This window comes from Gordonia sp. 852002-50816_SCH5313054-c (assembly GCF_001665925.1).
GTDB classification, from domain to species: domain Bacteria; phylum Actinomycetota; class Actinomycetes; order Mycobacteriales; family Mycobacteriaceae; genus Gordonia; species Gordonia jacobaea.
Genome location: NZ_LZTE01000022.1, coordinates 49,713 through 64,093 on the forward strand (window position 1 = coordinate 49,713; position 14,381 = coordinate 64,093).

11 protein-coding genes are annotated in these 14,381 nt (G+C 66.1%); 3 read left to right on the forward strand and 8 right to left on the reverse strand.

Translation table 11 applies throughout. The annotated features are described in order from the left end of the window. Nucleotides 1-4: 4 nt before the first annotated feature. Nucleotides 5-1,408, reverse strand: coding sequence for a threonine ammonia-lyase IlvA (gene ilvA, locus A5788_RS01945; RefSeq protein WP_082938075.1), 1,404 nt, complete (start codon nucleotides 1,406-1,408; stop codon nucleotides 5-7). 160 nt (nucleotides 1,409-1,568) lie between these two features. Here ilvA and A5788_RS01950 point away from each other — a divergent pair, with 160 nt between their 5' ends. Then, nucleotides 1,569-2,576, forward strand: coding sequence for an SMP-30/gluconolactonase/LRE family protein (locus A5788_RS01950; protein ID WP_049698219.1), 1,008 nt, complete (start codon nucleotides 1,569-1,571; stop codon nucleotides 2,574-2,576). Here A5788_RS01950 and A5788_RS01955 read toward each other — a convergent pair. From A5788_RS01955 to lspA, 5 genes are all read right to left on the reverse strand, one after another. Continuing rightward, a complete protein-coding gene (locus tag A5788_RS01955; RefSeq protein ID WP_049698220.1) occupies nucleotides 2,537-2,815 on the reverse strand; it encodes a hypothetical protein in 279 nt (92 codons plus the stop codon). The two genes, A5788_RS01950 and A5788_RS01955, sit on opposite strands and share 40 nt — an antisense overlap. A gap of 176 nt (nucleotides 2,816-2,991) precedes the next feature. Beyond that, complete coding sequence (locus tag A5788_RS01960) at nucleotides 2,992-4,671, reverse strand: NAD-binding protein (protein ID WP_049698221.1); 1,680 nt, start codon at nucleotides 4,669-4,671, stop codon at nucleotides 2,992-2,994. A gap of 22 nt (nucleotides 4,672-4,693) precedes the next feature. Further along, nucleotides 4,694-8,239, reverse strand: coding sequence for a DNA polymerase III subunit alpha (gene dnaE, locus A5788_RS01965; RefSeq protein WP_082938074.1), 3,546 nt, complete (start codon nucleotides 8,237-8,239; stop codon nucleotides 4,694-4,696). A 224-nt stretch (nucleotides 8,240-8,463) separates the two neighbouring features. Beyond that, a complete protein-coding gene (locus tag A5788_RS01970; RefSeq protein ID WP_049698222.1) occupies nucleotides 8,464-9,390 on the reverse strand; it encodes an RluA family pseudouridine synthase in 927 nt (308 codons plus the stop codon). Beyond that, complete coding sequence (gene lspA / locus A5788_RS01975) at nucleotides 9,383-9,991, reverse strand: signal peptidase II (RefSeq protein ID WP_049698223.1); 609 nt, start codon at nucleotides 9,989-9,991, stop codon at nucleotides 9,383-9,385. The genes A5788_RS01970 and lspA overlap by 8 nt, the downstream gene beginning before the upstream one ends. A 39-nt stretch (nucleotides 9,992-10,030) precedes the next feature. Between lspA and A5788_RS01980 the strand changes: the two genes are divergently transcribed. Continuing rightward, nucleotides 10,031-11,020, forward strand: a complete 990-nt coding sequence (locus A5788_RS01980; protein ID WP_197494585.1) for a hypothetical protein — start codon at nucleotides 10,031-10,033, stop codon at nucleotides 11,018-11,020. 86 nt (nucleotides 11,021-11,106) lie between these two features. On the opposite strand, the gene A5788_RS01985 is transcribed toward A5788_RS01980, so the two are convergent. Continuing rightward, the gene (locus tag A5788_RS01985) at nucleotides 11,107-11,643 is read right to left on the reverse strand and encodes a hypothetical protein (protein WP_049698224.1); all 537 of its coding nucleotides are present in this window, start codon (nucleotides 11,641-11,643) and stop codon (nucleotides 11,107-11,109) included. 275 nt (nucleotides 11,644-11,918) lie between these two features. On the opposite strand from A5788_RS01985, the gene A5788_RS01995 reads away from it, so the two are divergent. After that, the gene (locus A5788_RS01995; protein WP_064864553.1) at nucleotides 11,919-12,869 is read left to right on the forward strand and encodes an asparaginase; all 951 of its coding nucleotides are present in this window, start codon (nucleotides 11,919-11,921) and stop codon (nucleotides 12,867-12,869) included. Between the two features lie 18 nt (nucleotides 12,870-12,887). On the opposite strand, the gene A5788_RS02000 is transcribed toward A5788_RS01995, so the two are convergent. Beyond that, nucleotides 12,888-14,321: a DNA polymerase IV gene (locus A5788_RS02000; protein WP_231894296.1), complete on the reverse strand. Its 1,434-nt coding sequence runs from the start codon at nucleotides 14,319-14,321 to the stop codon at nucleotides 12,888-12,890. Nucleotides 14,322-14,381 lie beyond the last annotated feature (60 nt).

Genomic DNA, 14,381 nt, shown 5'->3' on the forward strand with positions numbered 1-14,381 from the left:
CGGTTCAGGTCAGGTAGTTGTACGCCGACGAACCCGGTTCGAGCCGCTCACAGTTGAGTCGGGAATGCGACATCCGCTCCATGAGGTCGGCGAGCCCCTCTGGTGAACCGAGTTCGATGCCGACGAGCGCCGCACCTGTCTCGCGGTTGTTGCGTTTGACGTATTCGAACACCGTGATGTCGTCGTCGGGACCGAGGACTTCATCGAGGAACCTGCGCAGTGCGCCTGGCTCCTGCGGGAAGTCGACGAGGAAGTAGTGCTTGAGTCCCTTGTGGACGAGGGACCGTTCGATGATCTCGTTGTACCGCGACACGTCGTTGTTGCCGCCGGAGATCAGGCAGACGACGTCGGCGTCGGCAGGCAGTGACAGTCTCGACAGCCCGGTGACGGCCAGCGCACCCGCGGGCTCGGCGATGATCCCCTCGTTCTGGTACAGGTCGAGCATCTCCGAACAGATCGCGCCCTCGTCGACGTGGGTGATGTGAGTGGTACCCGGCGTCACGACCAGCGGATCGTCGACGGATAGCACCGGCACGTGCGAAGTTCCGCCCTGCCGCGCGACCTGCCGTCGTACCTCGGGATGGTCGGCGACGGTCGCGCCCATCGAGGCGAGTACGCGGTGACCGAGTGCGCCGATCCGCTTGACCGCAGCACCGTCGACGAACGGGTCGATCGCGTCGAGCGTGACCGGCCCTCCCGCCACGAGCGCGGCGGACAGCGATGCCGCACCGTGTGGTTCGACGCCGATGATCGCGACGTCGTCGGATTTCGACCGCAGGTAGGTGGCGATGCCCGCCAGACAACCACCTCCGCCGACCGGAAGGACGACGACGTCGGGAACCCTGCCGAGCTGCTCGACGATTTCCACCGCACTGGTGCCCTGGCCGGCTGCGGTCCGCGGGTCGTCGAATGCGTGAATCCACGCGGCACCGGTCCGGATCACATCGTCCTGCGCAGCCGCCGCGGCAGCGTCGTAGGTGTCGCCGACCGCGATGAGTTCGACGAATTCGCCTCCGTGCCAACGGATACGGTCGCGTTTCTGCTTGGGCGTCGTGGTGGGTACGTAGATGCGCCCCGGCACCTTCATCGTGCGGCAGGCATAGGCGACGCCCTGCGCGTGGTTGCCCGCACTAGCCGCGACGACGCCCGGCGCGAGCTCGTCCTCGGACAACAGCGACATGGTGTTGTACGCGCCGCGGATCTTGTAGGACCGAACGGTTTGCAGGTCTTCGCGCTTCACATGGATACGAGCGCCGTACGCCTCCGAAATACGCGGTACGGCCTCGAGCGGGGTACGAGTGACCGCGGGCGAAATTCGCTCGACAGCCGCTTCGATCGCGTCGGCGGAGAGCTGCTGATCCGACGCTGTGGGCTGCGAATTGTCGATTCCGAGGTGTTGCGTACTCACCCTCTTATGGTCTCACCTCACGAAATCCCTCGTCGCGCGACCCGACCGACGTAGCATCGGTGGCGTCCACCCATTTCGCCGCGCGTCGTCGACACGCCGTCGTCCAGCACAGTGGCGACACCCTCACCGCATCGCGGCGGACGACAAGCAGGAGGTCGGCATGCTCCGACACCGCGTTCTGACACCATCCCTTCGGACGGCAACTCTGCGGCGGACCACCGCTCTTGCCACCGCCTGCGCAGCAGCCTGCGCGACGGTGATCGTCACCGCCGTCACAGGCACCGGTACCGCGGATGCCGCGGCGCCGTGTCCGGGTGGCGCCGCACCGGCACGGCTCGTCGGCACCGTCCCCGGAGCAGCGTTGGAGGGATTGACCGTCGATTCGCGCGGACGGCTCTACACCACCGACCTCGTGAGCGGTCGGGTGTTCCGACTCGATCGGCCCGGCGCGGGTGCCGTGCCGATAGCCAAGGTCCCCTCCGGTGGCGCAGGAGCACTCGCGTGGACCCCGGACGGCACGCTCCTCGTCGGCTACGGGTCGGACCCACGCGTGTTCCTCGGCGATGCGATCCGTCCCGGCGCGATTGCACGGCTCGACGTCAACAGCCTGGCCCTGCGCCCATGGGTCGGCGGCCTCTCCGCAGCCGACGGGATGGACGTGTCGGCACGTGGAAATGTGTACGCCACCAACGACTTCGGCAATTTGGTCGGACGCATCACGCCCACCGGGGCCGTCCAGGCCAACTGGGCTTCGATTCCGAGCGCGAACGGCGCCGTTCTCAATCGTGACGACAGCTTCCTGTACGTGTCGCGCACGTTCAGCAATCCGGGAGTCAGCCGGATCTCCACCGGCAATCCCCGTGTCGTGCAGAGTCTGTTGACGCTCGGCGGGGCGGACACGCTCGCAGCACCAGACGGATTGACACTCGACGCCGCCGACCGTCCGGTGGTTCCGTTCAACGCGAGTGGTCAGATCGTGCGGATCACCTCGCCCGGACGCTACTGCGTTCTCGCGAGCGGCCTACCGCTGTCGAGCGTGGTGTCTTACGGGCGTTCCGCGAGCGGCTTCTCGGCCGGACATCTGTACCGGGCGGGCTTCGACGGCCGGATCTTCGAGATCCCGAGTGGCTACTCGGCCGGATCGGTAGCGGCGTTCCCCGGCCGTTGAGCTGACTGGCGCGTGAGGCTCGCGGCGACGATCCACACGGCGACGCCTGCTGCCGCCGACGACCACGCGGCGATCTCGGGCGAACGGGTCACGACGAGGGCGATCAACGCGACCACGGTGGCCGCCACCGCGGCGTACAGCTTGTGGACGGGCCAGCTCACGCCGGCGATGTCGACGGTGTGGCCGTGACCGGTTGCGTGTCCGCGGTGAGCTCCGTTGGACTCGATCAGGACTGTCATCGGATACCTCGCAACGATTCGGCTGGCGGTTCGTCTACCCGTTCGGGTTGGCTTTGCGTCGAGTATAGACATACCCGCGAGAAAATGTTCGGTGAGCCGAAACCTTGCGGCCCGACATGCCTGGAACCACTGGTCAGCCGGTGTTCTCGCCCTCGTCATGTCCTCGTTCTTATCCGTCAGCGTCCGTCGCGCAGGGTGTCGAAGAGTTCGTGATAGGGCCCGACAAGATACGCGGTGTCTTCTGCGGCGAGGCGATCGTCGCGGCGGGGATGCACGATGGTGTCGGTGCCCCGGACGATGGCGATGATGCGTGTGCGCGTCGGCAGGTCGGCCATGGTCATGCCGTCGAGTGGGCTGCCTGCGCGGATGAACAATCCACCGACCATGAATGAGCGCTGTCCGACGGAGAATGTCGAGATCACCTGCAGGCCCAGGGCCGCCCCGATGAACCACGGCGCCGCGAGGTCGACGGTCGATCGGACGTTCTGGAATCCGAATCGATGCGCGACAGCCGTGCCGAGCGAATGGTCGTAGACGCGCATGACGACGGGGACCCCCGGTCGGCCGTCGACGCCGCGAGACCATCGTGCGCCGAGTAGTTCGCGGAGCACGATGCCGCTCTCGATGTTCACCATGTCGTCGTGGGTCAGCACTGCCACGGCCCGCGCCCGCGCGAGACCGGCGTCGTGCAGAGTGTCGCGGAGGGTCGCATCACCGAACACGACCGGAATGTCGAGTTCTGCTGCCGCACCGAGGTAACGGTTGTCGTCGTTGCGCTCGACGACCGCGACCGGGTGACCGAGCGCTACGAGGTCGGTCGCGACCCGGATACCGAATGAGCCGAGACCCACCACGATCACATGGCCCGACATCTGGCTCGCGCGCCGTCGTCCGGCCGATGTCTCGATACGACGCGACAGGAGCAGGTCGGCGATGAACGCCATGAGGATCGCCGTCGTGGTGATACCCGCGAACATCAACACGATCGCGAAGAGACGCAGCCACGTCGGCTGTCCGACGAAGCTGAAGTCGCCGTAGCCGACGGTCGCGATGGTTTCGGTGGAGAAGTAGAGGGCGTCGACGAAGCTCATTCCCGGTCGGTGGTAGGTGAAGCGCAGCAGCACCGTGGCGCCCAGCAACAGGGCAAACGAGACACCGAGTGCACGAAACAGGTTGGGATTCACGTCGTCTCGGAACGCACGGAGTCCGCCGAGTAGACGCATCGAGACGGGGCGGTAGCGTCGACGGTGCACACGCTCGGGATCGCCGTTGACTGCGATGCTCTGGTCCGACAACTCGTCGACGGTGCCGATCATTGCGACCCAGTCTCCCGCTGTCACAGCCAGATCGCGTCCGGGACAGGGAACCACCTCCCCCGGCTCGGCGCTGTGCTCACCGCGCAGCACGGCGACGGGAGCGAGATCGCCGTAGAGCTCGCGCAACGTGGCGTCGCGGGGCGCGTAGTCGCCCGCGACGAGGAAGTCGTTGCCCGCCACGGGAATCGGGTGTGTGGTGCGGCCCAAGCACGCCTCGACCACCGACGGACCCGCGAGTTCTGCAACATCGAGCACCGCCCCCGGACCGTTGCCGAGCGCGACCGCGTCGCGTAGGACACCGCTCGACAGGTTGGTCACGACGCGCACCTCGGCGCTGAGTTGACGTGTCAGAAGGGCGATCTCGAGGTTGAGCGCGTCGTCGGAACCCGCACAGACGACGGCCGCGGCGGTCTCGACGCCGACGTCCGGCAGTTCTGCCGGGTCGTGCAACGACACGATGGTCGCTCCCGCGAGCCGTAGTTCTTCGGTGATGCGCTCGGTGAGGGCGTCATCGCCGTGCACGATGATGTGGCCGGGCATTGATGGAGCGTACCCGCGTTGCTCAGCCCAGGCAGGTCGGCCCGAGTAGCGCCTTCAGGTCGCCCATCAACGCCGAACTGGGCGTGACGCGCAACGACTCGGTCAGCTTCAGCACCGTCGACCGCTCGTCGCTGACCAGCGTGACGTGCACGTCGGCCGGGCCCGGATGTCGGGTGAGCACCTGCTTGAGTGCCTGCACGCGGTCAGGTGTGCAGGCGCGAGCCGCAAGTGTCAGTGCGACCGGTTTGGTGGCCCCCGCGGCATTGAGATCGGGAACGGCGAGGTCGTTGGCGCTGATCATCATCGAGTCGTCGCGCATGTTGACGCGCGCCTTCACCAACACGATGTTGTCGGCGACGATGTCCATCCCGTACGTCTGGAACGCGCGCGGGAAGAAGTAGACCTCGACGCCACCGACCATGTCCTCGAGCGTGACGGCCGCCCACGGCTCGCCCTTCTTGTTCACCCTGCGGGTCACCGACGAGATGATGCCACCGATGGTGATCTGCGCGCCGTCGGAGATGTTGCCCTCGAGCAACTGCGTGATCGAGGTGTCGGTCTGGGCCGCGATCGCGTGCTCGACGCCGCTGAGCGGATGCCCGGACACGTAGAGCCCCAGCATCTCTCGTTCGAGTGCGAGCTTGTGTTTGGAATCCCACTCCTGGTCGGGCACCTTGACCGCGAACACCTCGGCCATGGTGTCGTCGGCACCGCCGCCTGCGTCGCCGAAGAGGTCGAACTGTCCGATCGCTTCGGCTTTTTTGGTGCCGATGACCGACTCGACCGCCTCGACATGGATCAGGAACAGGCCCTTACGGGGATGGTCGAGCGAATCGAATGCGCCCGCCTTCACCAACGACTCGGTGACCTTCTTGTTGCACGCCGTGACATCGATCTTGTTGAGGTAGTCGGAGAAACTGGTGAACTTCCCCTTCTCATCGCGCGCGGCGAGGATCGACGACACGACACCTGACCCGACGTTGCGGATCGCGGCGAGGCCGAAGCGGATGTCGGTTCCGACTGCGGCGAAGTTGTGCTGCGACTCGTTGACGTCCGGCGGGAGCACCGTGATGCCCAGCTTGCGGCAGTCGGCGAGATAGATGGCTGCTTTGTCTTTGTCGTCGCCGACGGAGGTGAGCAGCCCGGCCATGTATTCGGCCGGGTAGTTCGCCTTGAGGTAGGCGGTCCAGAAGGAGACCAGACCGTAGCCCGCCGCGTGCGACTTGTTGAACGCGTAGCCGGCGAAGGGCAACACCGTGTCCCACAGGGCGGTGATGGCGGCCTGGGAGAAGCCGTTGTTGCGCATCCCCTCTGCGAAGCCGTCGTAGGCCTCGTCGAGGATCTCCTTTTTCTTCTTACCCATCGCGCGGCGCAGCAGGTCTGCTTGGCCGAGCGAGTAGCCCGCCACCTTCTGAGCGATCTGCATGATCTGCTCTTGGTAGACGATCAGACCGTAGGTCTCGGCCAGAATTTCCTTGAGCGGCTCTTCGAGCTCGGGATGGATCGGCTTGATCTGCTGCAGCCCATTTTTACGCTTGGCGTAGTCGGTGTGCGCGTTCACGCCCATGGGTCCCGGGCGATACAGCGCGAGCACGGCGACGATGTCCTCGAAGCCGGTGGGCTGCATCATCTTCAGCAGTTCGCGCATCGCCGCGCCGTCGAGCTGGAACACACCGAGGGTGTCGCCCTTGGCGAGCAGCTCGTAGGTCTTGGTGTCTTCGAGCGGCAGGGTGTCGAGGTCGAGATCGATGCCACGGTTGAGCTTGATGTTCTCGAGCGCGTCGCCGATGACCGTCAGGTTGCGCAGTCCGAGGAAGTCCATCTTCAACAGACCGATGGCCTCACACGACGGGTAGTCCCAGCCGGTGATGATCGCGCCGTCCTGTGCGCGCTTCCACACCGGAATCGCGTCGGTCAGCGGTTCGGACGACATGATCACCGCACACGCGTGAACGCCCGCGTTACGGATCAGACCTTCGAGGCCGATCGCGGTGTCGTAGATCTTCTTGACGTCGGGATCGGTCTCGATGAGGGTGCGAACCTCTGTGGCCTCACCGAACCGCTCATGTTCGGGGTTCGTGATACCCCACACCGGGATGTCCTTGGCCATGATCGGCGGCGGCAACGCCTTGGTGATGCGGTCGGCGATGGCAAAGCCGGGCTGGCCGAACTGAACTCGCGCGGAGTCCTTGATCGCAGCCTTGGTCTTGATCGTTCCGAATGTGATGACCTGGGCGACCTTGTCGCTGCCCCACCGGTCGGTGGCGTAGCGAACCATCTCGCCGCGCCGACGGTCGTCGAAGTCGATATCGATATCGGGCATCGACACACGCTCGGGGTTGAGGAATCGCTCGAACAGCAGTCCGTGCGGGATCGGGTCGATGTTGGTGATCCCGAGCGCCCACGCGACCAGCGAGCCCGCCGCGGAACCACGGCCGGGGCCGACGCGGATACCCACCTCGTGGGCGTGCCGGATGAGGTCGCCGACCACGAGGAAGTAGGCGGGGAAACCCATCTGGATGATGACGTCGAGTTCGTAGTTGGCGCGACGCAGGTAGTCCTCCGGCACCTCGACGCCGGGGAAACGACGCTCGGCGAGACCGTTGGCGACCTCTTTGCGCAGCCACGTCTGCTGCGATTCGCCGTCGGGGACCGGGAAGATCGGCATACGGTCGCGGTGGGTGAAGACGTCGGCGTAGGACTGCACCCGCTCGCCGATCTCGAGGGTGTTGTCACAGGCCCCCGGGATGACCGAGTCCCACTGGGCTCGCATCTCGTCGGCGGACTTCAGGTAGTAGCCGTCACCGTCGAACTTGAATCGCGTCGGGTCGGTCAGGGTCTTACCGGTCTGCACACACAGCAGCGCCTCGTGGCTCGCGGCGTGGTCTTTGGTGACGTAGTGGCAGTCGTTGGTGACGATCGGCTTGATGCCGAGTTTGCGGCCGATGTCGAGCAGGCCGTCGCGGACCCGGCGTTCGATCTCGAGTCCGTGTTCCATCAGCTCGAGGTAGAAGTTCTCCTTACCGAAGATCTCCTGCCATTTGGCGGCGGCTTCGAGGGCTTCGCGGTCATGACCGAGGCGGAGACGGGTCTGGACCTCGCCGGACGGGCACCCTGTGGTGGCGATGATTCCCTCGGCGTGTTCGGTGATGAGGTCGGCATCCATTCGGGCCCACTTGCCGAGCTGGCCCTCGATGGACGCCAGCGACGACAGCTTGAACAGGTTACGCAGACCGGTCGCGTTCTCGGCGACCATCGTCATGTGGGTGTAGGCACCCGAACCCGAGACGTCGTCGCCCTTCTGATCGCGCGTACCCCACTGGATGCGTTTGGTGTTGAAACGCGACTCCGGTGCGATGTACGCCTCGATGCCGATGATCGGCTTGATCTCGTTCTTGATCGCGGTGTTGTAGAACTCACTCGCACCGAACATGTTGCCGTGGTCGGTCATCCCGATCGCGGTCATGCCCAGGCGTTTGGCCTCCGCGAACAGGGGCGACACCTTTGCTGCACCGTCGAGCATCGAATACTCGGTGTGGTTGTGCAGGTGGACAAACGAACCGGCCACGGATGCCTCTCACCTCGAAGGAACGTTCCGAACGGAACGTCGCTGAATGTCGTGTCTTGCTATGTGCGTGATCGATACCAATCTCAGGTCGAGCCCAGCCACTGGTCGATCCCAACCACTGTAGGACTCGCCTCTGACACTCACGAACATGCCGCGCCAGGCTGTGACAGATGAGGCGAGGATCCCGGAGTGTCGCCCGCGGCGTGTCGGCGCGGGCGACGAACTCAGGTCTCGCGCAGGACGTCCAGAGCGTGCTGAAGGTCGGCCGGATAGGGGCTGACGAACTCCACCCAACGCCCGTCGGCAGGGTGGGCGAACCCGAGCGAACGAGCATGCAGCCACTGGCGCTCGAGCCCGAGTCGCGCCGCCAACACAGGGTCGGCTCCGTAGGTCAGGTCACCGCAGCACGGGTGGTGCAGCGCGGAAAAGTGCACGCGAATCTGGTGCGTCCGTCCCGTTTCGAGGTGGATGTCGAGGAGCGACGCCGCGGCGAACATCTCGAGCGTGTCGTAGTGGGTGATGCTCGGCTTGCCGTTCGCGGTGACCGCGAACTTCCAGTCGGCTCCCCGATGACGTCCGATCGCCGCGTCGATGGTCCCGGTCGGCGGATCGAGGTGACCCTGCACCAGCGCGTGGTAGCCCTTGTCGACCTCGCGGTCGCGGAACGCGCGCTTGAGCAACGTGTATCCGTGCTCCGACGCCGCGACCACCATCAACCCCGACGTGCCGACGTCGAGGCGCGACACGATGCCCTGCCGTTCGGCCGCGCCGGAGGTCGAGATCCGGAAACCCGCGGCGTCCAACGCGCCGACGACGGTTGGCCCGCTCCACCCCAGCGACGGATGGGCCGCCACGCCGACGGGCTTGTCGACGACGATGATGTCGGAGTCGTGGTAGATCACCGACAGGTCTTCGACAGGTGTCGGCTCTACTCGCAGCGGCTCGTCCGGCTCGGGAAGCAACACGTCGAGCCAACTTCCGGCCGCGAGCTTGTGCGACTTGCCGACTGCGACGCCGTCGACGGTCACATCGCCCGCGTCGGCGAGATTGGCCACGACGGTCCGCGACAAGCCGAGGATGCGGGACACCCCGGCATCGAGGCGCATGCCCGCGATCCCGTCGGGAACCGGCATGGCACGCGATTCACGCATTCTCGGCCTCGACCTTCTCGGCGCGCCGAGCGGCGAAGCCGGAGCGCGAGCCGTCGTAGTCGTATCCGAGCAGCGACAGCACGACGAGCAGCACGGCACCGCAGACAACCGAGGAGTCGGCGACGTTGAACACGGGCCACCAGCCGACCGAGATGAAGTCGACGACGTGCCCGCGCAGCGGTGCGGGGTCACGGAAGATGCGATCGATCAGGTTGCCGATGGCTCCGCCGAGGACCAGACCGAGGCCGAGGACCCACCACCCCGAGCGGAGTCTGCGGCTGAACCGGATGATGACCACCACGACAGCGAGCGCGATCAGCGTCAATATCCAGGTGTAGCCGGACGCCATGGAGAATGCCGCGCCGCTGTTTCGCACGAGCCGAAGCGTGACCGCATCACCGATGATGTGCACCGGTCGCTGCGGGTCGAGCAGCGCGACGACCAGCGACTTGGTGAGCACGTCGAGCGCGATCACCGTCAGGGCGATGCCCGCGAGCCAGGCCAGTACCGAGGTCGAGCTGCGCAGCATTCCGCCACGGTCGTTCTCGCTGGTGTCCTCGGCGTCGGAGAGGTTGTGCGTCTGGTCGGGTCGGTCATCCACCCCACCATCATCCCTGACACGTGCAATACGCTGACTGGCGTGTCCGATCCGACCCGTCGAACTGCCGAAGAACCACCCCCTCGACGCCGCTCGGTTCGCCGCCGGGTCACGCTCGGGTCGACCGCAGCAGCACTGGCGTGCGGGCTCCTGGTGTCGGCGTGCGGCACCGACTCGGGTTCCGATGCCGAGTCGGGGCAGTCGCCGGGAGCCCCATCGGGCTGCACGACCACCTCGACCTCCGGTCAACGCGACGCCAATCTGATCCCCATCCCTCCCGCAGCGGTGACCGTCACATCCACGGGCAATCAACCACAACGGGTGGTCGGTGGCGCGCCCGACCGTTCGACGCCACAGCATTCGACGTTGTCGACGACGTCGTCTGTCACAGCGGCCGACGGCACGACCGAGCAGACCGTCGACATCCCGATCACTGCGACGTTCCACTGCACCGACAACACAGATCTCGAGATGACACTCGGCGCGTCGACCTCTCCCGACCCCACGTTGAACGACCAACTGAAAGCGGCCAGGGACGCCAAGGCGGGCGTAGCGCTCGGACCCGGCGCGGCGCCTGTCTCGTTACGACTGATCCCCACGAAGGATTCGGGTTCGGAAGCGAGGAGCGCGATCGAGCAGTCGCTGGTTCAGGCGTTCCAGAACTCGATTCCCCTGCCCACAGAGCCGATCGGTGTGGGTGCGACGTGGCGAACCGAGCGGACCATCACGGCTGCGACCACACTCACCCAGACGATCACCGCGACGCTCAAGGCGTGGGACGGCAACCGCGTGACCATCGACTTCACCACCGAGGAATCACCGGTCAACTCGGTGTATGCGATTCCCGGCTCCGACACCACGCTGACCATCTCCCGCTACTCCTACACCGGCTCGGGGACCCTGGTCTCCGACGTGACCCGCGGTCTGCCGCTCAGCGGCTCCGGCACATACACAGGCGCGCGTGAACTGGTCGGAGCCGACCCTGCCAACCCGCTGCTCCAGAAGATCGGCTTCTCCTACACCTGGAAGTAAAGAGCTCCCTCACACACGAGAGCCCCTGTCCCGCGCGGGACAGGGGCTCTCGTTGTGGTGCAAGCGCGCTCAGGCGTGCACTTGAATCACTGGGTGCACATGGCGCTCTTGATGTTGTTGCCGGACAGGATCGGGCACACGGAGTCGCTCGCGAGCTTCCAACGTCCGTCCGCGTACACGATCTGGGCGTCGAGCTTGGTCGGCGGGTTGTCGGGGAGCTTCACCTGAACCTTCACCGTGGCCTTGTTCGGTCCGGCCGGGATCACCGGCGGGAAGATCTGGTAGGTGACGTCCTTGTTGTCCTCACGTGCCTTGACGAGCTTGTCGAAGAGCTGCGGATCCTTCTCGGAACCCTGCACGAGTTCGGTCTTCTCCGAGTTCGGCACGTTCGGATCGAGAGCCTTGTCCAGCATCGCGTTCAGTGTCGCGACGCTCGGGCGGACGTTCGGGTTGGTGACCCCGGCGTCGGCACCCGACGCGCCTGCCTCAGAGGTGGCTGCGGCACTGGTCGTCGTGGCGACCGTGGGGACGTCGTCGGAATCGTCGCTGCTGCTGCACGCCGCGAGGGACGTGGCGACTGCGGCAGCCATGATGGCGGCACCTACGAACTTAGGGAACTTCAAGGATCTTCCTCACATTCAACGTCGGCGATGATCGTGTTCGGCGGTGATTCGCGCAGTCGTACGCGGTTCACAGCGACCGTCACAACGGTCGCCATATCCACCCCCGTGGCCACAAACTCACACCACTATGCCAAACACATCGACTCCGCCCCACGACGCGTACCCGCCGAGATCGCCAGTTGCAGCTATCTCGATGAGCATTGCGGCGTCGCACGAGCAGTGCCGACGGGTGAAGCGGTTGACGGCCGACATCGGTTCCAGGGACGCTGTCTGGCATGACGCAACCCCGAATCGCGCTGATCACCACGGGCGGAACGGTCGCAGCTCGCCAGAGCGCTGACGGGGCGGTGCCGGTCTTGAGCGCCTCCGAACTGCTTGCACAAGCAAGGACACCGTCGGCAGTCACTCCCGTCATCGAGACCAACGACCTCATGTCGGCGGACAGCTCAGCTATCACGGTGACTCAGCAGGCGCAGGTGGTGCGTGCTGTCACAGCCACGCTTGCCGATCCCGACGTGACCGGGGTCGTCGTCACCCACGGCACCGACACGATGGAAGAGACGGCATTTCTGGCCGACCTCGTCTCCGACGATCCCCGCCCCATCGTGTTCACCGGTGCGCAGTACCCCGCCGACACCCCCGAGGCCGACGGGCCCGCGAACATCGCGGCGGCCATCGAGGTGGCAGCCGATCCGGATAGTCGTGGACGAGGCGTCGTGCTTGCCTTGGGCGGACGCGTGCTGCCGGTTCGGGGAGCGTTCAAGGTCTCGACCACAGCGACCGAGGCCTTCGACACTGTGCACGCCGCGCTTCCACGCCCCCTGGTCGTCGACGCGCTGCCCGAACGCCTGGCCCGCGTGGATACCTACGCGTTGTATCCCGGCGTCGCCGCGGGAATCATCGCCGCAGCCGTCGCGCAGCGTGCGTCGGGAATCGTGCTCGCGGCGACGGGTTCGGGCAACACCCATCCCGACATCACCGCCGAAGTCGTCGCCGCACGACGCGCGGGGGTCGCCGTCGTCGTCACGACACGCGTTCCCTACGGCCCGGTGGTCGCGACCTATGGCGGTGGCGGCGGAGCCGTCGACCTCGAACGCGCAGGCGCGGTGGTGTCCCGCTGGTTACGCGCGCCACAGGCACGCATGGCGCTGATCACGCTGCTGTCCACCGGGCACGACGCCGACGACGTCGCCGACTTCTTCCGCCGTTCGGAACCTGCCGCCTGACTGTCGTGGCCTGAGGGCTCAGCGCGGTACATCGGGCCACGCGAGACTGTCGAGTGGGTCACCGCGTCGCAACGCGTCGTCGTCGGCTGAGAATGTGCGCGCGATGCCGGGTCCTGTTGCCCGCGTTTCGAATCGCACGGTCACCACACCGTGTCCGCTCCCCTGCACCCAGCCGTGCCCGAACTCGGGGTGCACCACGTCGACGCCGGTCGTCGCCCAGCTCCCGCTGTCGGAGACAGCAGATCCAGCGCCGCTGTCGGAGACGGTCGCGTGGGTGGTTTCGAAGCCGTCCGAGGGTGGAACCGTGTCGATGGCGATGGCGCCTTCACGATCTGGGGCTTCAAGATCTGGCGCTTCGAGATCTGCGTCGGTGATCGGCGCGAGGTCGGCTGTCGGTGCGATATCACCGTCGCCGAACAGTGCGTACTGCTCGACGGCGGACAAACCTGAGAAGCCAACCCCGACAAGGCGAATGGGGCCGACCTCTTGCGGATCGAGGGCAAGGCGACGGGCCATCGACGTGAGGGTGTCCAGATCGGTCGTCGCGGCGGGCAGCGTCGACGACCGGGTCAGGATCGACATGTCCGATCGCTTGAGTTTCAGTACGACGGTGCGCGCACCGCGTCCGTCGGAGAGGAGTCGACGATGCGCGTCCGCCGCCGACTTGTCGATCGCGGGTCGCAGGCCGGCAAGGTCGACGATGTCGCGTGCGAAGGTCGATTCGGCGCTGATCTGTTTGGCCGCGGCGCGTTCGGTGACGGGCCGGTCGTCGTGTCCGCGCGCGAGCATGTGCAGTGCTGGTCCGACGCTGGAGCCGAGTACGGACGCGACTTCGAGGTCGGACATCGCGGCGAGATCGCCGATCGTGTCAATACCGAGGCGCGCCAACCGTTCTCCCGAGACGGGCCCGATCCCCCAGAGTTTGCGGACCGGCAGTGCGTGGAGGAAGTCGAGTTGTCTGCTCGGCGGAATGACCATGACCCCATCGGGTTTGGCCATTCCCGAGGCGATCTTCGCGATCTGCTTGCCGCTGCCGACACCGACGGAGGCGGCCAACCCCACGCCCTCGAAGATGCGGGCACGGATCTCCTGCGCGAAGGCCTCGGCATCGGCCGCGGTGGCACCGACGAGGTCGACGGGCTCTCCGAATGCCTCGTCGAATGACAACATCTCGATGACCGGCACCGCGTCACGCACGATGCCGAAGATCCTGCTGCTCACCACGCGATACACCGAGCCGCGGGGTGGAAGTACCACCGCCGACGCTCCGACGAGGCGTCGGGCCTGGTGCATCGGCATGGCCGAGTGCGCACCGAAACGGCGTGCGGCGTAGCTGGCGCCCGCGACGACACCGCGGCCCCCTGTCCCACCGACGAGCACGGGGCGACCGGCGAGCGTCGGCCTCGTCAGCTGCTCCACCGAGGCGAAGAAGGCGTCCATGTCCAGATGCATCACCCACCTGGTGCTGCGTTCCCCATCTGCGGGCGAACCGGACACTGCTGACACACATCA

What these genes read in the sequence shown, in the direction of transcription:
- A5788_RS01995 (WP_064864553.1), top strand. Translation starts at nt 11,919, where the DNA reads ATGACGCAACCCCGAATCGCGCTGATCACCACGGGCGGAACGGTCGCA.
- A5788_RS01960 (WP_049698221.1), bottom strand. Translation starts at nt 4,671, where the DNA reads ATGCCCGGCCACATCATCGTGCACGGCGATGACGCCCTCACCGAGCGC.
- A5788_RS02000 (WP_231894296.1), bottom strand. Translation starts at nt 14,321, where the DNA reads ATGCATCTGGACATGGACGCCTTCTTCGCCTCGGTGGAGCAGCTGACG.
- A5788_RS01970 (WP_049698222.1), bottom strand. Translation starts at nt 9,390, where the DNA reads ATGCGTGAATCGCGTGCCATGCCGGTTCCCGACGGGATCGCGGGCATG.
- A5788_RS01950 (WP_049698219.1), top strand. Translation starts at nt 1,569, where the DNA reads ATGCTCCGACACCGCGTTCTGACACCATCCCTTCGGACGGCAACTCTG.
- A5788_RS01955 (WP_049698220.1), bottom strand. Translation starts at nt 2,815, where the DNA reads ATGACAGTCCTGATCGAGTCCAACGGAGCTCACCGCGGACACGCAACC.